The 26,237-nt window shown below is 48.8% G+C and carries 24 protein-coding genes and 1 pseudogene; 15 read left to right on the forward strand and 10 right to left on the reverse strand.

What is annotated here, in order from left to right; translation table 11 throughout:
- The first annotated feature begins 31 nt into the window (after positions 1-31).
- Together ACJJH9_RS04665 and ACJJH9_RS04670 are read left to right on the forward strand one after the other, a co-directional pair.
- Positions 32-787, forward strand: a complete 756-nt coding sequence (locus tag ACJJH9_RS04665) for a Clp protease/crotonase-like domain-containing protein (RefSeq protein ID WP_444888349.1) — start codon at positions 32-34, stop codon at positions 785-787.
- A gap of 141 nt (positions 788-928) precedes the next feature.
- Complete coding sequence (locus tag ACJJH9_RS04670; protein ID WP_444924473.1) at positions 929-2,437, forward strand: fumarate hydratase; 1,509 nt, start codon at positions 929-931, stop codon at positions 2,435-2,437.
- Positions 2,438-2,622: 185 nt separating this feature from the next.
- Here ACJJH9_RS04670 and ACJJH9_RS04675 read toward each other — a convergent pair whose 3' ends face one another.
- A complete protein-coding gene (locus tag ACJJH9_RS04675; RefSeq protein WP_252085036.1) occupies positions 2,623-3,540 on the reverse strand; it encodes a LysR substrate-binding domain-containing protein in 918 nt (305 codons plus the stop codon).
- 212 nt (positions 3,541-3,752) lie between these two features.
- On the opposite strand from ACJJH9_RS04675, the gene ACJJH9_RS04680 reads away from it, so the two are divergent.
- Positions 3,753-4,439, forward strand: a complete 687-nt coding sequence (locus ACJJH9_RS04680; protein WP_444924474.1) for a sterol desaturase family protein — start codon at positions 3,753-3,755, stop codon at positions 4,437-4,439.
- Between the two features lie 20 nt (positions 4,440-4,459).
- Here the strand turns inward: ACJJH9_RS04680 and ACJJH9_RS04685 are convergent, their stop codons facing one another.
- On the reverse strand, positions 4,460-6,196 hold the full coding sequence (locus ACJJH9_RS04685; protein ID WP_444924475.1) for a DUF885 domain-containing protein: 1,737 nt from the start codon (positions 6,194-6,196) through the stop codon (positions 4,460-4,462).
- Positions 6,197-6,547: 351 nt separating this feature from the next.
- Between ACJJH9_RS04685 and ACJJH9_RS04690 the strand changes: the two genes are divergently transcribed.
- From ACJJH9_RS04690 to ACJJH9_RS04700, 3 genes are all read left to right on the forward strand, one after another.
- A complete protein-coding gene (locus ACJJH9_RS04690; protein WP_252085039.1) occupies positions 6,548-6,892 on the forward strand; it encodes a 4a-hydroxytetrahydrobiopterin dehydratase in 345 nt (114 codons plus the stop codon).
- Between the two features lie 195 nt (positions 6,893-7,087).
- Entirely contained in the window at positions 7,088-7,555 is a 468-nt protein-coding gene (locus tag ACJJH9_RS04695; protein WP_444888354.1) for an OsmC family protein, read from the forward strand.
- A 49-nt stretch (positions 7,556-7,604) separates the two neighbouring features.
- Positions 7,605-8,000, forward strand: a complete 396-nt coding sequence (locus tag ACJJH9_RS04700) for a GNAT family N-acetyltransferase (RefSeq protein ID WP_444924476.1) — start codon at positions 7,605-7,607, stop codon at positions 7,998-8,000.
- A gap of 119 nt (positions 8,001-8,119) precedes the next feature.
- Here ACJJH9_RS04700 and ACJJH9_RS04705 read toward each other — a convergent pair whose 3' ends face one another.
- Positions 8,120-9,184 (reverse strand): bile salt hydrolase, encoded by a 1,065-nt coding sequence (locus ACJJH9_RS04705; protein WP_444924477.1) that lies wholly within the window; start codon positions 9,182-9,184, stop codon positions 8,120-8,122.
- Positions 9,185-10,170: 986 nt separating this feature from the next.
- On the opposite strand from ACJJH9_RS04705, the gene ACJJH9_RS04710 reads away from it, so the two are divergent.
- A complete protein-coding gene (locus ACJJH9_RS04710) occupies positions 10,171-11,562 on the forward strand; it encodes an amidohydrolase family protein (RefSeq protein WP_444924478.1) in 1,392 nt (463 codons plus the stop codon).
- Between the two features lie 136 nt (positions 11,563-11,698).
- On the opposite strand, the pseudogene ACJJH9_RS04715 reads toward ACJJH9_RS04710, so the two are convergent.
- The 4 genes and pseudogenes from ACJJH9_RS04715 to ACJJH9_RS04730 all read right to left on the reverse strand — a co-directional run.
- Positions 11,699-12,130, reverse strand: a pseudogene (locus ACJJH9_RS04715) (IS5 family transposase); the annotation flags it as partial.
- Positions 12,028-12,495, reverse strand: a complete 468-nt coding sequence (locus tag ACJJH9_RS04720; RefSeq protein WP_444924479.1) for a transposase — start codon at positions 12,493-12,495, stop codon at positions 12,028-12,030. The gene ACJJH9_RS04720 and the pseudogene ACJJH9_RS04715, both read right to left, overlap by 103 nt.
- 82 nt (positions 12,496-12,577) lie before the next feature.
- On the reverse strand, positions 12,578-13,081 hold the full coding sequence (locus tag ACJJH9_RS04725; protein WP_444898789.1) for a thermonuclease family protein: 504 nt from the start codon (positions 13,079-13,081) through the stop codon (positions 12,578-12,580).
- A 305-nt stretch (positions 13,082-13,386) separates the two neighbouring features.
- Positions 13,387-14,148 carry a TlyA family RNA methyltransferase gene (locus tag ACJJH9_RS04730; RefSeq protein ID WP_444924480.1) on the reverse strand — a complete coding sequence of 254 codons (762 nt, stop codon included), beginning with the start codon at positions 14,146-14,148 and terminating at the stop codon, positions 13,387-13,389.
- Between the two features lie 124 nt (positions 14,149-14,272).
- On the opposite strand from ACJJH9_RS04730, the gene nhaA reads away from it, so the two are divergent.
- From nhaA to ACJJH9_RS04755, 5 genes are all read left to right on the forward strand, one after another.
- The gene (gene nhaA, locus ACJJH9_RS04735) at positions 14,273-15,766 is read left to right on the forward strand and encodes a Na+/H+ antiporter NhaA (RefSeq protein ID WP_444890955.1); all 1,494 of its coding nucleotides are present in this window, start codon (positions 14,273-14,275) and stop codon (positions 15,764-15,766) included.
- A 97-nt stretch (positions 15,767-15,863) separates the two neighbouring features.
- A complete protein-coding gene (locus ACJJH9_RS04740) occupies positions 15,864-17,234 on the forward strand; it encodes a hypothetical protein (RefSeq protein WP_444924481.1) in 1,371 nt (456 codons plus the stop codon).
- Between the two features lie 9 nt (positions 17,235-17,243).
- Positions 17,244-17,624 (forward strand): MmcQ/YjbR family DNA-binding protein, encoded by a 381-nt coding sequence (locus ACJJH9_RS04745; protein WP_444885694.1) that lies wholly within the window; start codon positions 17,244-17,246, stop codon positions 17,622-17,624.
- A 39-nt stretch (positions 17,625-17,663) separates the two neighbouring features.
- Positions 17,664-18,518 carry a thioredoxin gene (gene trxA, locus ACJJH9_RS04750; RefSeq protein ID WP_252085049.1) on the forward strand — a complete coding sequence of 285 codons (855 nt, stop codon included), beginning with the start codon at positions 17,664-17,666 and terminating at the stop codon, positions 18,516-18,518.
- Between the two features lie 79 nt (positions 18,519-18,597).
- Positions 18,598-18,927, forward strand: coding sequence for a YqfO family protein (locus ACJJH9_RS04755; RefSeq protein ID WP_252085050.1), 330 nt, complete (start codon positions 18,598-18,600; stop codon positions 18,925-18,927).
- 43 nt (positions 18,928-18,970) lie between these two features.
- Here ACJJH9_RS04755 and ACJJH9_RS04760 read toward each other — a convergent pair whose 3' ends face one another.
- The gene (locus ACJJH9_RS04760) at positions 18,971-19,498 is read right to left on the reverse strand and encodes a hypothetical protein (RefSeq protein ID WP_252085051.1); all 528 of its coding nucleotides are present in this window, start codon (positions 19,496-19,498) and stop codon (positions 18,971-18,973) included.
- Between the two features lie 102 nt (positions 19,499-19,600).
- Positions 19,601-20,140: an NUDIX hydrolase gene (locus tag ACJJH9_RS04765; RefSeq protein ID WP_444924482.1), complete on the reverse strand. Its 540-nt coding sequence runs from the start codon at positions 20,138-20,140 to the stop codon at positions 19,601-19,603.
- A gap of 102 nt (positions 20,141-20,242) precedes the next feature.
- On the opposite strand from ACJJH9_RS04765, the gene ACJJH9_RS04770 reads away from it, so the two are divergent.
- The 3 genes from ACJJH9_RS04770 to ACJJH9_RS04780 all read left to right on the forward strand — a co-directional run bounded on the left by ACJJH9_RS04770 (position 20,243) and on the right by ACJJH9_RS04780 (position 25,473).
- On the forward strand, positions 20,243-21,553 hold the full coding sequence (locus ACJJH9_RS04770; RefSeq protein ID WP_444924483.1) for an efflux RND transporter periplasmic adaptor subunit: 1,311 nt from the start codon (positions 20,243-20,245) through the stop codon (positions 21,551-21,553).
- A 33-nt stretch (positions 21,554-21,586) separates the two neighbouring features.
- On the forward strand, positions 21,587-24,751 hold the full coding sequence (locus ACJJH9_RS04775) for an efflux RND transporter permease subunit (protein ID WP_444924484.1): 3,165 nt from the start codon (positions 21,587-21,589) through the stop codon (positions 24,749-24,751).
- A 110-nt stretch (positions 24,752-24,861) separates the two neighbouring features.
- Complete coding sequence (locus tag ACJJH9_RS04780) at positions 24,862-25,473, forward strand: NUDIX hydrolase (protein WP_252085055.1); 612 nt, start codon at positions 24,862-24,864, stop codon at positions 25,471-25,473.
- A gap of 61 nt (positions 25,474-25,534) precedes the next feature.
- Here the strand turns inward: ACJJH9_RS04780 and ACJJH9_RS04785 are convergent, their stop codons facing one another.
- The gene (locus ACJJH9_RS04785) at positions 25,535-26,038 is read right to left on the reverse strand and encodes a nuclear transport factor 2 family protein (protein ID WP_444888365.1); all 504 of its coding nucleotides are present in this window, start codon (positions 26,036-26,038) and stop codon (positions 25,535-25,537) included.
- Positions 26,039-26,237 lie beyond the last annotated feature (199 nt).

Raw genomic sequence — 26,237 nt, forward strand, 5'->3', positions numbered from 1 at the left:
CCACCAGATTAGTTACCGGGTGTATTGATACATGCAACGTAGAGAGCCCACACTGGACGGCAGCGCCGCCATCGAACCCGCACTGGAGCCCAGCTCTCCTGAGCGCAGCGAGCAGGCCCAGGAACCACAAGTGATCGTTGAGGAGCGCCGCGGTGGCTTCTCCTTCCTAGGCCTCTGTGCCTTGGTCTTAGCCATGGGGGGACTTGCTGCTTCTGGTTTCCTCTACCAGCAGTGGCAGGAAAGCCGTACCCAGCTGGTCAACGCGGAGAATCGCATAGCCGATGCCGAGAACCGGATTGCTGAGCTGGAGAAGCGCTTTAGTCTCTCTGATGAGGAGTCTACAGCTTCCGTTGAGGTGCTGAGCGCCAAGGCCAAGGAGAACTCCTCCGAGATCCGTAAGCTTTGGGGGGTGGCTTACGATACCAACCGCAAGAGTATTGCAGCCAATAAGGCCGCAAACGAAGCCAACAAGAAACAGGTTGCTTCACTCAACAGCAAGCTCGGTAGCCTCGATGCCAGTGTGAAAAAGATTGCTGCGGTTGAATCTGCCCTGGCGGAATTGCGTAAAGGCAGTATCGAGAGCAAGCGTGAGATGACCGACAAAATTTCACGCCTGGAGCGTCAGTTGGCCTCTGTGCGCAGTGATCTGACTATGCGTGTCGGAGCCAATGAAGAGGCAGTGGAGTCTATTGATGCCTACCGTCGCTCGGTGAACAAAGATCTGGTACAACTGCGCGATGCGATTCGCTCTCTGCAGTCCAGTGAGCCTACAGCCTCCTCAATGTAGTTTTTCAGGGGCTAGAAAAGGCGAACCTTGGGTTCGCCTTTTTTATTGCCTGTGGAAAATTTATCGCCATTTTAATAACAGGCCAATAACCCTACATTTCGTGTAGAATCGCCGGCCTTGAGACGTTAATCGGAGTTGGGCATGACCACTATCCGCCAGGATGATCTGATCGACAGCGTTGCTGATGCGCTGCAATTTATCTCTTACTACCACCCACAGGACTTCATTCAGGCCCTGAACAAGGCTTATGAGAAAGAGGTCAACCCGGCGGCCAAAGACGCCATGGCCCAGATCCTGATCAATTCACGGATGTGTGCCGAAGGCCACCGCCCTATCTGCCAGGATACCGGCATTGTCACCGTGAAGTTGAAAGTGGGTATGAATGTGCGTTGGGAAGCGGACATGAGCGTTACCGACATGGTCAACGAAGGTGTGCGCCGCGCTTATCAAAATGCCAGCAACGTTTTGCGCGCCTCTATTCTTGCCGACCCAGATGGTGCCCGTAAGAATACCGGCGATAACACTCCGGCAGTGATTCACTTTGAAATCGTTCCTGGTGAAACTGTGGAAGTGTATGTGGCAGCCAAAGGTGGTGGCAGTGAAGCCAAAACCAAATTTGCCATGCTCAACCCCTCTGATTCTGTAGTGGATTGGGTTCTGAAGATGGTGCCTCAGATGGGGGCGGGCTGGTGTCCGCCGGGCATGCTGGGTATTGGCATTGGCGGTACTGCTGAGAAAGCTATGTTGCTGGCCAAAGAATCCCTGCTCGATCCTATCGATATCCAGGAGTTGCAGGAGCGCGGTGCCTCCAACCGTGCCGAAGAGTTGCGCCTGGAACTATACGATTCCGTCAACAAGCTGGGTATTGGTGCCCAGGGCCTGGGTGGCTTGACCACTGTCTTGGACGTGAAAGTGAAGGATTATCCCACTCACGCAGCAAATAAGGCCGTAGCAATTATTCCCAACTGCGCCGCCACTCGTCATACCCACTTCACTCTTGATGGCTCTGGCCCCGCGCGCCAGACTCCGCCGAAGCTGGAAGACTGGCCGGAAATTACTCGAGAAGCTGGCAGCAATACTCGCCGTGTCAACCTGGATACCGTTACTGCAGAGGATGTGCAGAGCTGGCAGCCCGGTGAAACCTTGCTGCTGAATGGCAAGATGCTTACTGGTCGCGACGCCGCTCACAAGAAAATGGTGGATATCCTAGCGAAAGGGGAGAAGCTGCCAGTGGACCTGACTGGCCGCTTTATCTATTACGTAGGGCCGGTAGATCCTGTGCGCGATGAAGTAGTTGGCCCCGCAGGCCCAACTACCGCCACCCGTATGGATAAATTTACGCGCACCATGCTCGAAGAGACCGGCCTGCAAGGGATGATCGGTAAGGCAGAGCGTGGCCCAATGGCAATTGAAGCGATTCGTGACAATAAAGCGGTGTACCTAATGGCTGTGGGTGGCGCTGCGTACTTGGTGGCTCAGGCGATTAAAGCCTCCAAGGTAATTGCCTTTCCGGAGCTGGGTATGGAAGCCATCTACGAGTTTGAGGTGGAGGACATGCCAGTAACCGTAGCAGTCGATAGCCAAGGTGAGTCTGTGCATACCACGGGACCATTAATCTGGAAGGCAAAAATTGAGGAGGGTATCGCCTAAGGGCTGCCCCAATTTAAACAAGCCGGGTCCGCGAGGTTCCCGGCTTTTTTGTCTTCAAGCTTTTAGGGATTAAGTTTGGCGGGACTAGGTTGTCTTCTCAGCTAGTCACGGTAAAACAGGCATAGTAAAAGCCTAACCTGATGCCTCAATTAGATTCATCCTGGTACAGCCCACTCCAAAAGCCTCTACATCCCCAGCTCTGGGTAAAGCTGCAAAATGGTTTCTCTTAACCAGCGATGGGCGGGGTTGTTGGTTTGTGACTTATGCCAAATCAGCTGCAGGCTGACCTTGGGGAAATCCATAGGCAGCTCAATTGTACGAACAGGTAGTGCTCGGTAATGAGAGGACTTCATCATCCTTGCGGGTACAACGGCAATTAAATCGGTGGTGGCGACTATATGAGGAAAGGAGGATAGGTGAGGGACGCGCAGGCAAATATTGCGCTGCAATTTATTCGGTCTGGCCAGCCTCTCCATCGGTGAGCCTACGGGGTTTCCTCTCAGCAATGATATTTGTGGTATTGATTGAAAATCCGCCTCAGAGATGGATTTTCCTACCTTCTCATTATGCTCCCCTGCGATCACCACCAATTCTTCTTCGGCAATAATCAGACTGCTGTAATTGGGAGATTCTAATGGTAAATAATCGATAATTAAGTCGACTTCACCATTGCTTACCATTCTGGAAGTCATCTCTGATTCGTCAGGTAATATTGTAAGCTTTATCCCTGGTGCATACTCTCGTAGCCAGGCACTGAGCCCTGGAATCATAAGGGTTTCCACCACATCTGGTAGAACAATCGAAAAATCCCGTTCTGCCTCGCGATGTTCAAAGTCGAGCTGCCGGAAGCTTGATCTCACTGCCCCAAGAGCCGTGTGAATGGAAGGGTGTAGTGCCAGCGCACGCTCGGTAGGGCGTAGGCCTTTTGCGGTGCGGATAAAAAGTGCATCGTTATAGGTGGATCTCAAACGCTTTAAGGCAGCACTTACAGCAGGTTGGCTCATGTGTAGCTTTACTGCAGCCCTAGTCAGGTTGCGTTCGACCATCAGGGCATCAAATACAGGCAGTAAATTCAAGTCCATTGATCTGAGATGATTCGACATTATCAATCTCACAAATAATGCTGTTAATTATTATTTATTAGAATTCAATCATCCGCCTGATTATATTTCTGGTCAATCAAATTCTTAAATTTTCTAGTGCAAATGATGAGGGGCACTCTTTACATCGCTATTAGATGGATGTAATCAAACTGCCGGGTTTTGATTGTTTATATAGTTTTACGGAATTCCAACGCTAATAAAAAGGAGCAAATATGTCGATCAATCACGATGCGGCCCCTTTCAGGGCTGGATACAGGGCGCGAGTGAAAGGCCGTTACCATGGATGGCTTCATCTGATGGGTATTCTAGCTATTGGTGCCGGAGTTTGTATCTTCTGCATGTTTCAATTGGATTTGTTAAAAACTTGGGAGCTGTTAGTGATCCCCGCAGGGACTGTTATATATAATTTTTCGGAATACGCTAGTCACCGTTGGGCTGGTCATAAAAAGATTCGGATTGCAGGGCTGTTTTATCGCAGACATACTGGGGATCATCACAGTTTTTTCTCTCCACCCCTGTTTTCTATTGACTCTACCAGAGACTGGAGAATAGTACTTTTCCCCACTTATTTAACTGCGACTCTTGCTTTAGTGATTGCACCAATTTTAGGGTACTTTTTCTCCATACTTTTTTCGATGAATGCTGGTTACCTCTTGATTGTGACTATGGTGGGAAATCATTTGGGTTATGAATTGTTGCACTTGGGATACCACCAGCCTCTAAATCATTGGTTCCATCGAGTTCCCGTTTTGCGTGAGTTGGCTCAATTGCATCGCATACATCATCAACGTAAGTGGATGAATAAATGTAATTTTAATTTGACTATCCCTCTGTTTGATCTTTTGCTGGGCACTTTTCACTGGAAATCTATTGGATCTTGTCAGAAGAATGAGAGTTAGAGCTCTACAGAGTGCTTGGTTCAAATAGAACCCGTCTTCTCCAGTTGGGTCAACATTAGTTCTCGAATAATCGGCACTGGCGCACTGCCAAAGCTTAGAAAGCTTTCATGGAATTCCTTTAAGTCGAATTTATCTCCGAGCTTTTTCTTTACTTCTTCGCGCAAGGCAAGGATATCAGTAAATCCGGCAAAATAGCTGGTGAGTTGAACCTGGCTGAGAGTTGCTCTACGCCACTTCCCCTCCGCCTCAGCCCGTTGTTGAAAAGCCCCATCAACCATTAAATTCATTGCTTCGGCTTCTGTCATTCCCTTGACTTGTACACCGTAATCCAAAATGGTGTTGGTAATCACGCGTAAATTCCACTTGTAGTACATCAGCCAGAGTTCCGGCGAAAAATCACCGTATCCAGCCTCCAGCATCATACGTTCGGCATAGACCGCCCAGCCTTCAATCATGGCGCTGTTACCGAAGATGGTTTTAATAATACTCGGAGACTGGTTGGCATAAACTAACTGGGTATAGTGACCGGGGATGGCTTCGTGAATGTTCAGTATTTGCAAAGTGTAATGGTTATATTCCCGCAGCAGGCTATTCGCTTGCTCATCACTGTAATTCTCTATGGGCAACACATTGTAATAGGTATTGGCATCCTTATCGTAGGGACCAGGCGCATTGATAGAGGCAACAGCAAAGCCGCGTAGATAGGGGGGGGTAGTGCGTACTATTAGTGGCTTTTCTTTGTCCAGGTCGAGTAGATTGTGCTGTATGACAAAGTTTGCCAGCTGTGGTATTTGCTTTTCTATCACCTCTTTGAATGTATCTTTAGTGGCATGATTAAGGGATAGTTTTTCGAGTAGGCGCCGGACCTTTTCCATTTGATTTGATGGTGCCTGGGTATCGGGAAAATGTTTGGGCCAAAGTTGCTCGGTGAGCGCCGCCATTTTACTGTGGACCTGTTTTTTTTCTTCCAAAGCACGCAGGTAGAGGGCGCTGGCACTGGTATCAATCTGAATATCAAAGCGGAATTTTTCTTCATATAGCTTTTCTCCAATACGGAAATCACGAAACCTTGCAGATTTTTCCAGGCTGGTTTGTAAATTTTTTAAAAAGTTTACATAGTCTTTTATCGCTTCACGGGAGGCGTGCAGACGTTGCCTGAATACTTCTTTTTCATCATCAAACATCTGGCTACTTTCTACCAGGTTTTCTACCCTAGTCCCAAAAACTTCCAGGGCACCTTCGTTCTGCTGAATAGCCAACATTAATTGTGGCGCGGCGGGCCTACGGATAGCCTGCTTTGCGGCTTGGTAGTAATCGGGAACCAAGCGCATACGCGTATTGAAGGTGCGCAGTCGGTTTTTGAGGGGGGCGTACTCGGTATTTAAAATCAGGGCAAAAGGATGGGATACGTTATATATGGAGGGGTCCCACTGGTAGGATTTGAAGGTGGTATATTCCCACTGCAGGCGCTGTAGGAAATTCATAATAAGCGCCATATCGGTGAGGGAAGAAATACTGAGTAATTCACTATCCAGAGCGGCGAACTTGCGTTCATAAGTTTGAGCGAAGTCCAGTAGATAGGCGCGGAAGGCCTTGTCAGGCACTTGTAAATGTATGGCAGCCTCATAATAGCCTTCGCGGACTGCCCAGGAAGGAAACAGTTTCCACAGACCGTTAACGAACTGTTGGCTCAGCTGCTGAAAGGCCAGTTCCATCTCGGCACGCATTTCAATCATCGTTTCAACTTGAGGGGGCACTATGCGCTTCCTATCGGTACCTTGGGGGCCACAGGCACAAACAAGAGTGAGCGACGTCAAAATCAACAGTTTAAGAGGGGCTTTCATGGCGATCCTTGCCAAAAGGGGTTTATAAACGCTTGTGTATCTGCTTAAAAATTATCATATCGGCCGGAGACCCTTGATCAGACTGAGAATGGTTGTTTACATCGTGAATTGATATCCAAGCATTTAGCACACTGTCCCATATTGGCGAGTGAAAACCGTAGATAATGCGTTTTTAACGTCTGCGCTTGTGTCGTGGAAGAGCCCCGGTTAGAGTGAGCCCCACGTGAAATAACCGATAATAAACAAGGTTTTGAGGATTTATTCATGACTGAGCTAGCCCAACAACAGTGTGAAGCCTGCCGCGCCGATGCCCCTCTCGTCAGCGATGACGAGCTGCCAGGATTGCTGCGCCAAATTCCCGATTGGACGCCAATGACCCGCGACGGCATTATGCAGCTGGAGCGCGTGTTCAAGTTCCGGAATTTCAAGCAGGCCTTGGCGTTTACTAACCGTGTAGGTGCCATCGCAGAAGAAGTGGGCCACCACCCGGCACTGCTTACCGAGTGGGGTAAGGTAACCGTGACCTGGTGGAGCCATGAGGCCAAGGGGTTGCATAAGAATGATTTTATTATGGCTGCGCGCACCGACCAGCAAGTAGATGCAGACTAAGCATCTCCCAAGGGCGCATCTAGCGCCCAATTTTCTGCCATCCCGCGTCATTTCTAAACTGAGGTTGCCCTAGAAGGAACCCTTCGGTTCTATTCACTCCCCTAAACACCTCCTGGTTCCGGAGTCGTGGAGTCGTTCGGTAGCCCTGTATATCAATAGTTGAAAGTGTGTGCCCTGGATAGAAGGAGAGAGATTTTGTCTGAGTATACTTCTACAGTGGTCTGGCAACGTGACGACCAGATTTTTACCGACAATCAATACAGCCGCGCTCATACTTGGCAGTTTGATGGCGGTTTGTCAGTTCCAGCCTCTTCATCTCCCCATATTGTCCCAATCCCCTACTCACACCCGGAAAATGTCGACCCAGAAGAAGCTTTCGTGGCGTCGCTATCCAGTTGTCATATGTTGTTTTTCCTTGCAATTGCCGCAAAAAGGGGTTTCGTCATTGATGAGTATCGCGATGAAGCGATAGGCGTGATGGATACAATAGAGGGGGGTAAGTTGGCCATGACTAAGGTCACCCTGAGACCTTTGATCCGCTTTTCTGGCGAAAAGAAACCTAGTCGCGAGCAATTGGAAAAAATCCACCATCTTTCCCACAAGCAGTGCTTTATTGCTAACTCCGTAAAAACAGAAGTGGTTACTGAGATTCGGGAGGTATAACTACTCATTGAAGTGAGTAGGTTTCATAAATACTCATGTAGACGGCAGTATGTTTAAAGTTATTGAAACTGTGGCTTCAGTTGAGGATTTTCTTCGCCTCAGGCAGATTAGTGGGCTATCCCCAAGAAGTCGGGAGGCCGCAGAGAAGGGGTTGCCAAATAGTCTCTATGGCATTCACATTCAAATTCGTTCAACCACCATTGCCATGGGGCGGGTGGTTGGTGATGGAGCCTTAAATTTTGAGATTGTGGATGTTGCTGTCGCCCCTACTTTTCAAGGTCAAGGGTTGGGAAGGGTTGTGATGGAACACATTATGTCTTATTTGGATCGTGAGGCGCTTCCTTCTGCTTATATTACCCTTATGGCGGATGTACCGGAGCTGTACGAGAAGTTTGGCTTTAAGTTAAGCAGCCCTGAAAGTGAAGGGATGTACATGTTGAAGTAGATTTATTTCAAAGTATGTAAATTCTTGGCTGTAATTAAGGCCATATTGGGTATCGGGCAGAGTGTTTTATATTCAGCGATGTTTTTAGAGTAACTTGTACACTTTGTGTTTCTTTCTGTTCATTTTTTTAGTGGCTTAAATACATCAGTGATATCTCCAACCAATTTGGGGTTCTTTGGGTCGGCAACCCGCTTTCCTGTGCCCTTTGAAAAATCGATTCCATGTAAATCTACCCAAACAATATTTGGATTTTTGATCCAGTTGAAATAGTAAATTCGGCGTTTTAAATCAATCACCGAAAGCCACCAAGTGGGATAAGTAGCTGGTTCTTCAGCTCCTTCTTCCTGATTGGGGCGGCTATAAGGTGCGCCAAAAGGAACGGCCACAGTACGGATAGCACTTAGGAGGTAAGAGACTGCCTGAATAGCATTGGCAGGTTTTGGTAGATTGTGTTGATAGTAAGATAATCTAACAAAACGGTCAGCGCCATCAATCCCTCCAGGTACAGATTTAAGCCCACCAAAGCCTTGGTAAAAAGGCAGGTTTTGAAGCTGCCATCCATATGGTGGGTCATTTGTCATGACCGAAAATTTCTTACCGTGATGTACAACTAATTTACCATCGATTATTTCGAAGATAGCTGAATCACCACTTGGGTCCTCTATTGCCATATGTGCACCAAGAACTTCGCCACCAACTTTCACTGGCGATATGCGTATATTTTTCATCCCAATGACAGCATCTGCGACTGTAGCATAGTTATCGAGAATAAAACGCAGCCAGCGCATATAGGATACTCCTGGCGTATTACTTGGTTTGGCGTAGCGGGTTGCTCCAAGATATAGAATATGTGCCGTTAGACCTTTCTCGTTAATTCCGTCGGTAGCACCGTCATTATTTGAGAAGCCATATTGGCGGGCATAAGGAATAATACTTTGTACAACACTTCCATATTTTGAAGTCCATTTGGCGGGGTTATGGCCGTCCTCACCAACCATCTTCATACCTCGAGGATTTATATAAAGAATATCCTCAAAAGAATGTCCCCAATCCATTGATCTGGCGGCAAAAACACCTTGCTCAGTATTCCAGGTAACCCGGGAGCATGCATAGAGTATCGATGGCCAGGAAAATAGGAGCAACGTTATAATCAACGACACTTTATTTGTAGCTGTTTTGATCACTTCATAACTCGTATATTTAGGGTGGTTAAAAGTATGCAGTTTAGTTGTCTTTTCTAAGAATATCTGTCTATCTTGGCTTCAAAAGAGCCAATATTTAACACATGATAAGCTTGTAGATTCCAAATTTTTTAATGGGTTCTTTTGGGGTTCGTGAGGTCGGTCTTATCTATCTCTGCCGAAAGATAAAAGTTTCTGAGCAATGTGCTAGGAATATATATAGATACGTGAGACCTTATGGTTTTGAGCAATTTGTTGTAGGGTTGGTAGGTTGATATTACGTCGTCTTTAGGTGTAGTCATCATTTCCTTATTAGGAGTTTTATTCTAAGTTGCTTATTTGTTAATTGTATTAAGTAGGTTGCAAGAATTTCAATAGATGTTGCGGTAAGTTCTCTAGATGCTTATTTTTTAATCTGTCTAATTTTTATTCTTTCTAATAGTTTATTAATGGAGATGAAAGACTGCGTGTGGGTAGGATGGCCACTGAGTTATAAATCCATAAAAAATTAATGTTACAGCCCCAGTTCTTTGACCGGAATATTTTTATCCTTTATTTTCTCTTTATGTATTCTTGATTGTATTTTGGCCTGTATGTTTTGTTGTTCAGTACGATATATAATGATAGTTTGTCGTGAAAAATTAATGTTGTCTCTATTATGTCGGGATTTGATTATGCGTTATGAAATATGGGCTTGATGGTGAGCGATGCTGCAATATGTTTACACTCAGAGATAAGATAACTGTTTAGACTATGAGAGAGATGAATGTATTGTCTGATTTATGGTCTTTGCAGTGTTACTCGTTAAGTTAGTAGGGTGTATATAGGTCAAAACTAGCTATGCGATTCGATGTTGGTTGAAAAGCTATGAAGCGCTATTGGGTATGTCTATTAAGATAATGCATGTTAAGCGCTTTTAGTTGAGTGGGGGGCTTTTTATCCTGTTTTGTTGATTTGAATTTATCACCAGCTAATAGAAGGAAATTTTAATGATAAAAAAAATAATTAAGGCATCATCTCTTGGTATTATGTTGCTGTTCAGCTTGTCAATTCAGGCGGAGACGAGAAGTGCGCTTGTGGGGGGGCGGCTGATCGATGGTTTTGGTAATCGGCCAATCGCAAACAGTGTTATTTTAATTCGGGGCGACAAAATTGAGGAAGTTGGAACGGTTGAAACGCTTCCCGTCCCCGACGGGTATCAAATTATTTCTACTGAGGGGATGGATGTCTTACCTGGACTTTGGGAAAATCATGCTCACCTAATGCTCAGTGGACACGCGGACTATGTGCATTGGGATAAACACTACCTACATCGCCTGACCAATGAAATAATGCCTGCTAGTGCAATACAATTGCTGCTAGCCGGGGTTACTAGTGTTCGTGATTTGGGTGCTCCGCTAGAAGCATCTATAGAGATAAAGCGCAAAATCATTTCTGGTGAAATTGCTGGGCCAAGACTATTTGTTTCCGGTCCATTTATCCAACATGAAGTTTATCCTGGTACTGAAGCTTTTCGTTGGTCAGTCTCTAGTGCCCCTGAAGCAAAAAAGAAAGTAAACTTACTGGCAACAGCTGGTGTCGATATAATTAAGCTGATTGACCATGACAAGATGACTATAGAAGTTGCTCAAACGGTCGTGGATGAGGCCCATAAGCATGGTTTAAAAGTTGTAGCTCATTCGCACCGCCCAGATGAGATCCGCAGAGGGCTGGCCATAGGTGTCGATAACTTTGAACATACAGGGCTGACAACAGCACCTGAGTACCCTGAAGATATCATCCAGTTATTAAAAGAGCGCACTGCTAAGGGTCGCGTTGCTGGAGGCCCGCTTTTCTGGACTCCAACCGTAGAAGGTCTCTGGAACTATAGTAACACTGTGGATAACCCGGAAAGGCTGGATGATACATGCTGGCACAAAGGACTAAAACCAGACACTATTGACGATATTAAACAGTCATTGAGAAACCCTGGGCAATTGCAGTACATGCAGTTAACTCCCTTACGTAAACCAACTTTGAAAAAGAAAATCTCCCAGCTTAAAGATGCTGGTGTGGTGTTTCTTGTGGGGACAGATAGTGGTATCCCAACTAAATTTCATTGCCAAAGCACTTGGAACGAATTGGCCGTTTTGGTTGAAGAGATGAATTTTTCCGCTATGGATGCAATTCGAGCAGCTACCTACTGGCCCGCAGTAATGATGGGGGTTTCGGACCAATCAGGGACTGTATCTAAAGGAAAATTTGCCGATATCATCGCAGTAAGAGGGGATGTGTTGAGGCATATTAACCTTCTATCCAATGTCTCATTGGTTATGAAAGGAGGAGTCCTCTATAAAAAGGGTGGACAGGCAATAGAATCTTACCCAACCTCCCAAAGGTAAAACCGAAGGAATCTCCTCTTAAAATATCAGCAAACAGTCCCATATACTCCCGTATAGTGTAAGTTATAGGCCAGTTTGGTAGCTCTAATGATTTTTTATTTTGAGCTTTATGGGAACTGTTTGCTTAGAAACTGTTTCATAACTTCTTTAGCGTAATTAACATGCAGGCAATATAGAAAAAAGCTCTGTATGAAGATAAGTAGCGATCCCACCTGACGACTAAACGGCGGTAGTTCCCTAGCCATGCAAAAGTTCGCTCAACTTTCCAGCGTCGCACATATCTCCTAAGCTTTCTGCCATCTTGTTTCGAAGGTTTTCTTCTATTCCTGCGGTGAGGGCAAATTAGGTCAATTTCACGGCGGGCCAAACTATGGCGTAGTGGATCAGAATCTGCAGCCTTGTCGTACACCAGTCGTCGAATTTTTGTATTTTCATAGGTAACATCGAGTAGTGGATGTAATAAATTTACTTCTGCTGGTGAGGCCGAAGTAACGGTGCCTCCCAATGGAATACCTTCGCCATCGACCACCACCATCCACTTTGTACCCTTGCCTCGCTTAGTTTTTCCGACTTCTGCTCCCCTTTTTTTGCTGAAGCAAAGCTACTATCCGAAAAGACTTCTTCCCAATTGAGCAGGGATCTTTGATCGAGCTGTCCGAGAAATTTTCTCCAAGCCTCCAACCAAGCGCCTTGCTCTTCCCAAAACTGGAGCCTTCTCCAGCAAGTACTCGGCGAAGGGTAAGATGGGGGGAGATCCTTCCATCGTGCTCCTGATCGCAAAATCCACAAGATACCTTCAAAACATGCACGGTTATCAATGGGTTTGGGACCTCCTTTTCCACGTTTTAGCTGGGGAAGGCAAGGCTCAATCAATTTCCACTGAGCGTCGGTTAATTCTGACTTAAATCTACTCACACTTACTGGTCTTATCATTCCATGAGGTCGCAAGAATAACTGATTTCAAGTTATGAAACAGCTTCTAGTAGGTAAAATTCATGTTCAGAAAATTTAGTTTTTAATCATCTAAAAAGAATTTGTTTTCCGGATTGTAATAGCAAAAGTCGTGATCTAGGTTCTTGCGAAAGCAGTAGGGGTCTTTTGCTTCCATTTCGTCCCATAACCCTAGGTTGGAGTAGTATGCAAAGTCTTGCTCAATCTTGAATTTATCTCCGCAATAGTAGGCGTAATTCCAAGCGGCTCCTCTTGCAACCATTTCTTGATTGATGTTGTACCCATTTGCAAACAGATAGCCAGTTTCTCTGCCGTATTGATCTCTTCCTGTCGATTGGAAATCCACAGTGCCAACTGACAATAAATGATTCAGGATTTGAGTAGCTTCTGGGCCATATATTTGCGTGCTGGGATAGGTTTCTGGTGCATCAATGCACTGAAGGCGTATCTCAACATATTCACCAGAGACGTATCCGTGAACTGTGTCACCGTCTATTATCCTGTAGTTAGTCAGTGGAGCCGCTTGTAATGAAGTGGAGAGTGTACACAGCAAAACTAATCTTTTCATTGGGGTTATCTGCGTCGTTGTTTTATGTGCGCAGGATAGGGAGTATTTATTACGTGTTTATTTATAGATTGTGATAGTAATAAATAGTTTTTGTTAAAGGGTGAGAGTGTTTTGAGAGGTGAGCATGAGGATGTTTCTTAATTCTAAGCGGTAGGTATCTAAGATCTGTCTGGAAATTTTTATTTTGAAACGTAATCGATAGGGCCCTCGAAATATGATGACCCTAGCGTAAATTAAAATTATGTCAGGATAGAGCGTTCAAGTGGATTCAGCAGTGTAATATTAATTTTTTTTGTTCTCTTAGCTCATGCTTCTCTATATGCAGCCCAGAGTAAGAATTCCCGGTTGCCATCGCCACCTTTAATTGGGCTGTCAATATATTCTTTAATCTCAAGTCCTAGTTCATCACATAAATATGCAATTTTCTGGCGTACTTGTGGGTAGAGGTTTGCATCACGCACCACCCCCCCTTTACCAATGCCCTCAGGTCCCACCTCGAATTGTGGCTTTACCAGGGTCAACAGCTGGCCTTCGGGTTTTAGTAAAGAAGGCAGCTGCGGCAGTATCAACGTTTGGGAAATAAAGGATACATCCATCACGATGGCATCAAAGCCAGTATCTGCGTAAGGAGAAAGTTGTGATGCCTCTAAATAACGGGCATTAATTCCTTCGAAGAGGTGCATACGTGGATCATCTATTAATTTTTGTGCTAGCTGATCTCGTCCTACATCTACCCCTACTACGGAAGTGGCGCCTCTCTGTAACAGGCAGTCACTAAAGCCTCCAGTAGAGCAGCCTACATCCAGGGCGTGCCAGCCCATAGGGTTTAATCCTGTGTGATCGAGTATCGCGGCAAGTTTTAGGCCGGCGCGGGAAACATATTGATCTTCGGGTAGTGCAGTGACTTCTAAGGCGCAGTTCTCACTGACGGATTGCCCAGCTTTGCGCGCCAGCTCCATGGGGCCGCCCTCGGATAGCGTGACCCTGCCGGCTTCAACCAGTTTTTTGGCATGGGTGCGGGAATTGGCGAGTTTTCTCTGTACTAGCAGTTGGTCCAAGCGGGTCATGTTTTGCTACTGGGTCCTGTCAAATGGTTAAGAATAGTGTGGCCATGCTAACCTCTGGCTCCCATAGGTAGAAGTGCGGCTCCGTTTCTAGTCGGGCTACTCTTTACTAAAGAGGGGGTTGTCGATGGCAAAAAGCGTTCTGAATAAGTTCAAGATCCGCAAAGGAAAGGTTTTTGAGGCGCCTTTAGAACAGGCTTTTGGGCGCCTGGTGACACCTTTTGAAGAGTTTATCCACCGGCAGAGCAGCAGTGGTATTTTACTGATGCTTTCTGCGCTGGCGGCGCTCATTATCGCAAACTCCCCCCTGGAAGATGTCTACATAACCCTTTTGCATATGCCCATCAGTTTCACTGTGGGAAATTGGGAGTTTTCTTTATCGCTACACCACTGGATTAATGAAGGTCTAATGACGATCTTCTTTTTTTTAGTGGGCTTGGAGCTCAAGCGGGAATTTATGGTAGGGGAGCTGTCCGATTTACGCCATGCGGTACTACCTGTGATGGCGGCAATCGGTGGCATGGTGGTGCCGGCATTGATTTATGCAGCATTCAATGCTGGCGGTGAGGCGGAGCGCGGTTGGGGCATCCCCATGGCCACGGACATTGCTTTTGCCGTGGGCTGTATTGCCTTATTGGGTAATCGTGTGCCTCGCGCGGTTGTGACTTTCTTAGTGGCTCTGGCTATTGTTGATGACTTGGGCGCCATTCTGGTGATCGCTATCTGGTATACAGAGCAGGTAAATATGACCGCGCTGATCGCTGCGGGTTGCCTGGTTGTGATCATGTGGTTGCTGAAGGCGGCTGGCGTGCGTAACTCCCCCCCCTATGTATTTGTGGGCATTCTGCTGTGGTATGAATTTTATCTGGCCGGAGTTCACGCCACCATTGCGGGGGTCATAACTGCAATGGCGCTGCCGGCGAAGCCCAAGTACGATCCAGTGGCGTTTAGTTCCTTTGTTAAAGATATTATCCGCAGCTTCGATCGCTGTTTCCGTCCCGGTGATAAAATCATTGCCAATGATGCCTTACGCGCACGGGTTATGGCCCTAGGCAGTGGCGTTAACCTGGCGCAGTCTCCTCTGCAGCGTATGGAAACCCGCCTGCACACTCCGGTTGGCTTTCTGGTGATTCCCATCTTTGCGCTCGCTAATGCAGGCATTCCCTTCGATAGCTTTACTAGCTCAAGTGCAGTTTTCAACCCGGTAACCCTGGGGGTAATCGCTGGGCTGGTATTCGGAAAGCTGATTGGGATTGTGGGGGCTACTTGGATCGGTTGGAAATTAGGCTTGGGCAGCTTACCTAAGTTGGCTAATTTTCAGCATATCATTGGCGTGGCATTACTCGGCGGTATCGGCTTTACTATGTCGATCTTTATTGCCGAACTGGCGTTCAGTTACCAGAATAACCTGTTGAATCAGGCCAAGGCAGGTATCTTACTGGCTTCTGTAATTGCCGGTATCGCCGGTTTCCTGGTACTGCGCACTGCGCCGGTTACTGAAGAGTTTGATGTACAGACCGATGGCCGGGAACCTGAGCCTGCGGGGGGCAGTGAAGCTCAGCAAGAAGGCTTAGAGAAGCAAGATAGTTCCGCTCAGGAAAATCCCGGTCGTCAACGTTGAGGGGCTTCCCGGCCTGGTCCTGCCATAGCAGGCCGTTTTGGGGTTTTCCCGGCTGAGTAAACTTCCAGATGTGAAATAAATTTCAAGAGAAATAATAATGAAACAAGTAGTAAAGGCGGTGTGTCTGTTGCCAATTCTGGCTGCACCTCTATTTCTTGCCGCCTGCGAGGGTAAAGCGCGATCAGAGGATAAGTTACGAGAAGCAGTAGAGGTTAAAGGGCAAAAAACTGCAATAGAAGGGAAAGGGGATATGTCCATGGATACAGTGGCCAGGGACTATGTTGCCCTGGTGTTGGAATTGGGTAATCACGACAAGAGTTATGTCGATGCCTATTATGGCCCGGCGCAGTGGCGAGAGCAGGCGGAGCAGAGCCAGGCCAGCCCGGCGGATATTGCCAAACGCGGTAACGCCCTCATCGCTCAGCTACCCGGGGACGGCGTGGTGGATGGTTCCCTTGACGGCCTGCGTCTACACTACCTGCGAACTCAACTGGCTGCGCTGGTGGCTCACGCCCGCAGCCTTGCTGGCGAAAGCGAGCGCAACTTTGCCAAAGAAGCGCGCGAGCTTTATGACACCGAGCCCCCCAGGCAAAATTTCACTAGTTTCGATCCACTCTTGCAGGAGTTGGATGAGCTGTTGCCCGGCAATGAGCCCCTAAGTGCGCGAGTGCAGGCGTTTCGGCAGCAGTATGAAATCCCAGTGGACAAGCTCCAAGAGGTTTTTGATGCAGCCATTGCGGAGTGTCGCAAGCGCACCAAGCAGTATATTCCGCTGCCACAGGATGAAAATTTTGCCCTTGAATATGTCAGTGACAAACCCTGGAGCGGTTACAACTGGTATCAGGGAGGGGCGCATAGCCTGATACAGGTGAACAGTGGCTTGCCGATTACCATTGATCGCGCGATCGACCTTGGCTGCCATGAAGGCTACCCGGGCCATCATACCTATAACGCGCTGTTGGAACAGACGTTGGTGGAAGACCGTGGCTGGGTGGAATACAGCGTGTATCCGCTGTTCAGTCCCCAATCTCTGATTGCCGAGGGCAGTGCCAATTACGGTATCGACCTGGCCTTTCCTGGGGAGGAAAAAAACCGCTTCGAGATGGAGGTACTTTATCCCCTCGCCGGGTTGGATCCACAAAGTGCACAAAAGTATGAGCGGGTGATGGGACTGGTGGATAAGCTCAGTTTTGCCGGCAATGAAATTGCTCGGCAGTATATCGATGGTGAAATTGCCCCAGAGCAAGTTGCGGTACTGTATGAGAAATACACTCTGATGAGCCCGGCCAAGGCAAAGCAGCGCAAGGATTTTGTCGATGCCTACGGTGCCTATGTCATTAATTACAACTGGGGCAAAAAACTGGTAGCTGATTATGTGGAGCGAGATACAAACAGTGCACAAGAGCGCTGGCAGCGTTTCGCCAAGCTGTTGTCGTCGCCACGCTTACCCTCTTCGCTAGACTGGTAGGCGCTAACAATGCACAAGGCGGAACTGCGAAGTTATTTACTTGCGCGACCAGAGGCGATTGAGGACTTCCCCTTTGGTCCCGATGTTGCTGTGTACAAGATAAAGGGGCGTATGTTCGCGACTCTCAGCCGCTACCGCGAGGTAGATGCGACCAATTTAAAGTGTGATCCCGATGAGGCTCAGGCCCTGCGGGATATCTTCCCTGGCGTGTTGCCGGGTTACCATATGAACAAGAAGCACTGGAATACTGTATTGCTCGATGGCACAGTGCCGGATTATGAAATTGAGCGGATGGCGGATCGCTCCTATGGCCTGGTGGTTAAGGGGCTGCGTAAAATTGAGCGGCAATCCCTTGAGCTGGCTTATGGCACGGATACCCTCTACCGCTAGAACCTCAGCAGATTAGCAAGACATTACTCAGGAGAGTTTGTGAACGATTTTATTGTCGATGTAACGGCAGAAAACGCCCAGCAGGTACTCATTGAAGAATCCATGAATCGCCCGGTTCTGGTGGATTTCTGGGCCGATTGGTGCGAGCCGTGCAAACAGCTGATGCCGGTTTTGGAAAAGCTCGCGAATGAATATGCGGGCCAGTTCCTCCTGGCAAAAGTGAATGCCGACACCGAGCAGATGATCGCCGGCCAGCTGGGGGTACGCAGCTTACCTACAGTTATGCTGCTCAAAGAGGGGCAGCCGGTAGATGGCTTTGCCGGGGTGCAGCCGGAAAGCCAGATTCGTGAAATGCTCGATAAATATCTGCCCAAACCCTGGGACATCAAATTGCAGCAGGCCCAGGCGCTGATTGGTGAGGGCAAGGTGGATGAAGCTCTGCCGTTGCTGCGCCAGGCTTACGCTGAATCCTCCGAGCGGGTGGATATTGCCAAACACCTGGCGGCGTTGCTGCTCGATCAAAACCGCGCTGCGGAAGCAGAAACCGTGCTCAGCAAAATTCTGCTGGCGGATCAGGATGCGGAATACCAGCGCCTGATGGCCCAGTTGGAGCTAAAACAACAGGCGGCGGATACCCCCGAGATTCAGGCGCTGCAGAAGGCCCTGGAGCAGAACCCGCAGGATTATGATTCCGCCTATAAGCTGGCGGTACAGTACAGTCAGGCCAATCGTCACGAGGAAGCCCTGGAGCTGTTGTTGGATATCCTGCGCAAGGATATGAATTTTGCCGATGGCGCGGCCAAGCAGGCATTTCTCGATATGGTGAAAAGCTTGGGTGCCGGCGACCCCATCGCCACCCAATATCAGCGCAAGCTGATGACGTTGATGTTCTAGACGTTTCAATCGTATTGCACTGTAAAGGGGCCTTGAAGGCCCCTTTACTTTATACACCGTTGAATAGTGAATCAGCAGAATGCATAAGCTCTGTATCTATATACCCTCAAGTCATCTGGAAGTTGTCAAAAAAGCTCTGTTTAACGCCGGAGCTGGCAGAATCGGCGACTACGACAGTTGTTGCTGGCAGGTATTGGGTGTCGGTCAGTTCCGGCCACTAGCGGGCAGTCAGCCGTTTATTGGTGAGTCCGGGCAGATAGAGCAGGTAGAGGAATATCGGGTTGAGATGGCGTGTGCCGATGAGTCTGTGGATGCAGCACTTGAAGCCCTCTACCAGGCACATCCTTACGAGGAGCCGGCCTTTGACCTTTGGCGCCTGGATGAGCGTTGTGGCGGCAAAATTCGCTAGTGACAGGATATAAACAGTATCCTGCCATTCGCGAGAGAGGGCTTTAAAGGTTATCCAGTGCCTGCTGGCGCTGCTGACTGTTTTCTTTTAGCGCTTGAACCTCTTTCAAAATCTGTGAAATCCGGCTATCGCCCTCACGGTTCTCCTGCAATAGCTGTGCCTGGGGGCCTTGTGGCTGAGCATCGTTGCTGGGTGTGGCGGGCAGGGTATTGATGGGTTTTATCCGATGTATACGTACATGAGTATCCAGGCCCTCGGGTATCGAATCAGAGAAGTGCCAATTGCCCTCACTGTCCCGCCAGCTAAATACCTCCCTGGTCTGTTTATGTTGCTCTTCTGGCAAAAGGCCACTGGATTCCACCAGGGTTTCCAGTTGCTCGGCAGATTTCTGAGTACTGTCGCTTACCGCTTGAATGGCGCGTTGGCCTTGCTGGCGAACTGTGTCCAGAGTCTTCTGATCGGGAAGCCAGTCTTGGGGAGACATAATCGGTTTGCCATCGGGGCCGGGAATCAACATGGGTAAGCCCACGCCTACTAATAACAGTACCGCAAGCATATAGGCGTATTTCATTGGAACATCCTTTTTAAATGTACCCAGGTGGGTGAGTGCTTCTCCCACCCAGAGTCCTCTTCCAGTGCACTATCTTCAGCTTGGCTCGCGCTGTAGCTACCACTATAGCTTCCGCGAAATAACACCCCGGTGCAGCTGGTATTGCCCCTGTTCTGTGTCGTTGAAATAGTGCTTGAGAGTTTTATGCATGATCGGGAAGGCAATTTCAGCCCAGGGGATTTCTTCCTGGCGAAATAGTGACACTTCTAGTGACTCCGGCCCGGGGCCAAAATTCGTATCGGTGAGCTCTCCGCGATACATCAGGTAAACCTGATTGATATGCGGAATGTCATAAATTGAATAAAGCTCGTCCACACGAATGCTGGCACGTGCTTCTTCCCAGGACTCGCGCAAAGCACCTTCTTCACTGGTTTCACCGTTTTCCATAAAGCCGGCGGGCAGGGTCCAGAGTCCCAGGCGCGGCTCAATGGCGCGTTTACACAGTAAGACCCGGTCTTCCAGGTAGGGTAAAACACCGACAATCACACGCGGGTTGATGTAGTGGATGGTGCCGCAATTGCCACAGAGGTGGCGAGGGCGGTCATCGCCTTTTGGGATGGAAAATGTGACGGCATTACTGCCGCATTGGCTACAAAATTTCATGGCGTCAGTATACCCATGCAAGATTCCAGCGCCAGCTTCCAGCTTTTTGACGCCTATAGTTGTTAAAGGTGTTGAAGTTCATAGGGCGGTGCCAGCTTTACTATGGCGCGTATTTTATTTTTTTGGCTTGTGCTGATCGCCTTGGCGGCCTGTGGCGGCAAAGACGATAAGCAAAAGGCACCGCCACCGCCTCCTGTAGAGGTGCTGGTGGTGCGAGAACAGCCAGTGATTCCGCGCTTTGAATTTGTCGGCCGGGTGGAGGCCACCGATGAGTATAAGGTGCGCCCCCGCGTGCAAGGTTATATCCAGAGTCGTGATTTTAGAGAGGGGGAAACGGTTAAGAAAGGGCGCCTGCTATTTGAAATAGATCCGCGCCCATTTATCGCTGAATTGGATAACCAAAGCGCCAATTTGGAGCGCGCCGAGGCAACTCTGCGGATCGCTGAGCGCAATTATCGACGTGGTCGAAAGTTGGTCGCTACAGGTGCTATCAGCCAGGTGCAGATGGATGAATTACTGGGCACTTTTGAAGAGGCCAAGTCACAGGTCGATGCAGATCGGGCCAAAGTGGAAAGTGCTCGCCTAGACCTCTCCTACACAAAGATTTACGCGCCACTTACCGGCCGCATTGGTCGTACCCAGTTCACTGAGGGTTCCCTGGTGGGACCTGATTCGGACCCGCTCACTACCATCGTCAAGATGGACCCAATCTATGTGTTGTTTGAGGTTCCTGAAAACCAACTCTATGCCGTACAGGTGGATGCCGAGCGCCGCCGCCGGGAGGGGTTGCCGCCAACGAGGCTGGATGTGCGTATAGAGCTACCGGATGGCAATTTTTACCCCTATCAGGGCAGGATTGTATTTATCGATAACCAGATAGACCCCAACACCGGGTCCGTAGCGGTACGCGCACTCTTTCCCAATCCGGGCAGCCTACTGGTGCAAGGACAATTTGCTCGGGTCTCAATCCGTTTGTATACCGGCAGTGAGGCACTTAAACCGCTGGTGCCGCAATCTGCAGTGCTGGAGGACATGCAGGGGCGTTACCTCTTTGTGCTGGGTAAGAAAAATATTGCTGAAAAACGCTATGTCACTTTGGGGCAGCGGGAGGGGGAGCTCTGGGCGGTTAATCATGGTTTAGTTGCTGGGGAGTCGGTCATCGTTAACGGTTTGCAGCGGGTTGTTTCGGGCAAGCCAGTGACCCCTCAAAACACGCCGCGGAACCCCTACGACGCATCAGAAAAGCCGGCGGAGCCCGCAAGCGGTGGCGCTTCTCCCGTAGGTAAGCAAAGTACCAAACAGCCTATAGGCTTCGGGCAGGGGACACTGCTCCCCGATGACATGGAACTTCCTGAAGGTGTGGAGGAGGGCGAACGCCACCGATACGAGGGACAAGAGCATGATTATAAATAGCCCGCCTGAAATGGGGGGGGGCTTAGCGAATTTATGATCAGTGCCTTTTGCATACGGCGGCCCCGTTTCGCTTTTGTCATCTCCATACTGATCTCTCTTGCGGGTATTCTCTCGTTGCCATTATTGCCGGTGGCGCAATTTCCAGAAATTACTCCAGCCACAATAAACGTCGCAGCCAATTACGCCGGGGCCAGTGCTGAAGTTGTGCGCGATAGTGTTGCCGTGCCCATCGAATCCCAAGTGAATGGCGTGGAAGGCATGGATTATATGTCCTCCACCAGTGGCAACGATGGCTCTTATAGTCTCACGGTAACGTTTAAATCTGGTTATGACGATGATATCGCTCAGGTCAATGTACAGAACCGTGTGGAGCAGGCCACGCCGCAATTGCCAGAGGATGTAAAGCGCGATGGTGTGGTGGTTTCCAAGCAAAGCACCACTTTGCTATTGGTCGTGAACTTATTTTCTCCTGAGCAGAAATTCGATGAACTTTTCCTAGCCAATTACGCAGAAATTTATTTGAAGGATGAGCTGGCGCGCGTATTGGGTGTGAGCAGCGTAGTTATTTTTGGCTCGCGCAATTACGCCATGCGCCTGTGGCTGGACCCGAATAGGATGGCGTCCCTGGACGTTACCACCGAGGATGTTATCAGCGCGGTACGGGCACAAAATGTGCAGGTAGCGGCTGGGCAGATTGGCTCGCCGCCCATTCGCAAGGACCAGCAATTTCAATACAACATCCTGGTGCAGGGGCGCCTGGTGAATCCCAAGGAATTTGAGGAAATTACTATTCGCGCCAAACCCGATGGCGCCATGGTAAAAGTGAAAGATGTGGCGCGGGTGGAATTGGGCAGTGAGTCCTATTCCTCCTATGGGCAATTGGATAACCAGGCTTCGGCAGTGATCGGTGTTTATCAGTTGCCGGAAGCCAATGCCATTGAAGTGGCTGACGGCATCAAGGCCAAGGTCAAAGAGCTTTCCCAGCGTTTTCCAGATGGCCTAAAGGCAGAGATCCTCTACGACACCACTCTGTTTGTGCAGGCCTCTATCAAAGAGGTGGTGCAGACACTATTTATTGCCCTGATTTTGGTGATCGCGGTGGTCTTCCTGTTTTTACAGGATTGGCGCTCCACCCTGATCCCCGCTATTGCCATCCCTGTTTCACTGGTGGGCACTTTTGCATTGATGCTGGCGTTTGGTATGACTATTAATACCATCACCTTGTTTGCGCTGATTCTAGCGATTGGCATAGTGGTTGATGATGCGATTATTGTGGTGGAAAACACCCAGCGACTGATGAGTGACGGCCTAACGCCAAAGGAGGCTGCGTTGCAGTCTATGCGTGAGGTTACTGGGCCGGTCATTGCCACTACGCTGGTGTTGTTTGCGGTGTTTGTACCGGTCATGTTGATGCCGGGTATCACCGGAAAAATGTATCAGCAATTTGCGGTTACTATTTCTATGTCGGTCGCGATTTCCTCCATTAATGCGCTTACCCTGAGCCCGGCACTTTGCGCCAGTATTTTAAAAGTGGGTAAGGAAGGCGAAGTTGCCGGAGTGAAAGAGACCGGGGTATTTGGTTTTTTCAACCGAGGGCTGCATCGCTCCACCAATTTTTATGTGGGCATGGTAAAAGCCTGCGTAAAGATTCCGCTAATCGGAATTATCTCCGTTATCGGTATTTTCCTGTTGGCCTTTTGGTTGTTTAGTAGTATCCCCACTGGCTTTATCCCTGATGAGGACCAGGGCACGTTTATGCTACATGTGCAATTGCCGGATGGTTCCTCCCTGGAGCGCACTGGCCCGGTGGTGAATCAGGTTACAGACATATTATTGGAAGAACCCGGTATGGCCCATGTGGTGGGTGTGCCCGGCTATAACCTGCTTACCAACAGTGTCTCATCTAATACCGCAATGATGTTTGCGGTGTTAAAACCCTGGGATGACCGCACCAGTGAAGAGGATCACCAGTTCGCCATTATGCAGCGGGCACAGAAAAAACTTGCGCAGATACCCAACGCACAGATTATGCCTTTTGTCATACCACCCCTGCCGGGTATCGGTACCGTGGGAGGGTTTGAATTTGTGCTGGAGGATTTGCAGGGGCGCAGTATTACAGAATTATCACAAGTAATGATTGATCTGCTGGGTGCGGCCAATCAGCGATCGGAAATTTCCCAGGCCTTCACCAGTTTCCAGGCGGCTACCCCCCAGTTGGAATTAAAGATCGATAAAGAAAAAGCGCACGTACTCGGTGTGCCGTTGCCAGAGGTTTATTCGACACTGCAGACTTTTCTGGGCGGATATTACATAAACGACTTTAATTTATATGGCAAAGTATTCCGAGTGATCGCCCAGGCAGATGCGCAGTTTCGCGATGACGAACAAAATCTGGCGGGCTTCTATGTGCGCGCCAACAGTGGTGGTCTGGTGCCGATTACCTCGGTCTCCACTATTGAGCCGGTTGTGGCACCACAAACTATCACCCGCTACAACCTCTATAACAGCGTGACGATTAATGGCGCTCCAGCGCCGGGTTACTCCAGTGGTCAGGCCATGGATGCCATGGAGGAGCTGGCCTCCAGGCTGCCGGAAGGCTACGGCTATGAATGGACCGGGATCAGTTTACAGGAGGTTACCTCGGGCAATCTGGCTCCCATCCTGTTCAGTTTGGCCATAATATTTGTGTACCTGTTTTTGGTGGCCCAGTATGAGAGCTGGAGTATTCCTATTGCGGTGCTCTTGTGCGTGCCTATTGCGATTTGCGGTGCCATGTTGGTGGTGTGGATGGCCGGATCTATCAATAATCTCTATACCCAGATCGGTTTGGTATTGTTAATTGGTATGGCGGCGAAGAGCGCAATTTTGATTGTTGAATTCGCCTGTGTGGAACGGGATAAAGGCAAGTCTATTGCCGAGTCTGCGATTTCAGCCACCCGCCTGCGTTTCCGGGCAGTATTGATGACGGCTATGTCGTTTATTCTCGGAGTGATACCGTTGCTGGTAGCCACAGGCGCGGGTGCCGTAAGCCGTATTTCCCTGGGGTTGGTCGTGTTTGGCGGTATGCTCGCAGCCAGCCTGTTCGCCACTTTACTGGTGCCTGTGTACTACGCGTTGGTGCAGGCGCTTCGTGAGAAGCTCAAAGGGGGCTATACGCCCCAGTCCCAGCTGGATGCAGCTTCGGCTGAGCGGCAGTAACTGGCTGGGAGCCGCAAATGGAGATTGCGGTATACAGCTCGGTGTTATCACCGGGAATCGGTATGATGAACTTTAGGGAGCCTTTGTTGTATGAGGCGGGATAAGTGGATATGTTATCGATTATCGAAAAGAAAATTTCCCAGCAAATAGAAGAGCTGGAGGCTGGCGTACCAACAGGGCCAGAATTGTATGGCCATGCCGCAGTGTTGATTGCTCTTACCGAAGAGCCAGACCCTCATGTAGTGCTGACTAAGCGCGCCGATACACTATCTACCCATTCCGGAGAAGTTTCCCTACCGGGCGGGCGTTGGGATGCCACTGACCCCTCCCTGCAATATACCGCCCTGCGCGAAGCTCAAGAGGAAGTGGACCTGCCTATGAATCAGGTGCGGATGCTCGGCCCTCTGTGGCCGCGCACTACTCGCTGGCAGGTACATGTCACTCCCTGGGTGGGGGTGATCTCACCGGATACCCATCTCAGGCCCAACCCTGGTGAGCTGGATGCAATTTTTCGTGTGCCTTTGTCGTTTTTTCTTGACGATCCCCGTATCCGCACTGACCGAATCACTATCGATAATCAAGCTATTTATCTACCCGCCTACCAGTTTGGCGACTATGAAATCTGGGGCTTTACTGCCGGAGTATTAACCGAGTTCCTGGTAAGAATACTGGGCGCTTCTATTGGGCGCAGGGATGATGTGCCATTACGTACATTGAATTAGCCCTGCTCTAGAAGAATATTTCACGGATTCGGATTTTTTGATACTCGTTATATTGGTAGCTTTAATCTAATATCAGTTCACCCAAGTCTTTCCAGGCATCCTCTAAAAGACTTAACTGGTCACGAGTATTGGGATCAGCAGTAAGTATGGGAAAATCAGGATCATTCGGTAGCTTAGCAATAACGCCACGGCGGCATTGAAATAGCCAGCTGCCGTCTACCTTGACTAATTCATCATGGTATTCTGCGGCTACGGCAACGCGATAACCAGAGCGAGTCACTAAAATAAATACTGTAGTTGCTTTGCCTGAGGCAGATTGCCCATCTTCTGAAATATGATGTAATGGCGAACAGGTAATATGCCGGCTACCCAGTTTGTTGTGGATGACTGCATAGCGCTCTAGTTTTTCCCTTCCTCGGATTACTCGATTGCCATGCTCGAAGCGACCGTCAAGTGTAAAAAGTGACGCCCAACCTCGGGCATCACAGTTATCGATAGTTAAAGTGTAGCGAGCAAGTAGGTCGCTAATTGCGAATCGGTCTCTGAATAGCTGAAGTTCACTCATCATTTTATCCACTGATTATTTCGTTTCACTATTTATGAAAATAGCTCCTAAGCCGTGTTTCTGGAGATCACTTACAGGTGCAGCTTCTCCAGCCTGTACCCTGGTGTAGAAAAAATTAGGATGCCGCCGAAATAACTTTTGGGTACAAAGAGGCTTTCAAAAATCTATTATTCTTGCTTAATACCATAAATGGGCAGCT

Source organism: Microbulbifer mixtoriginis (SeqCode) (assembly GCF_052466715.1).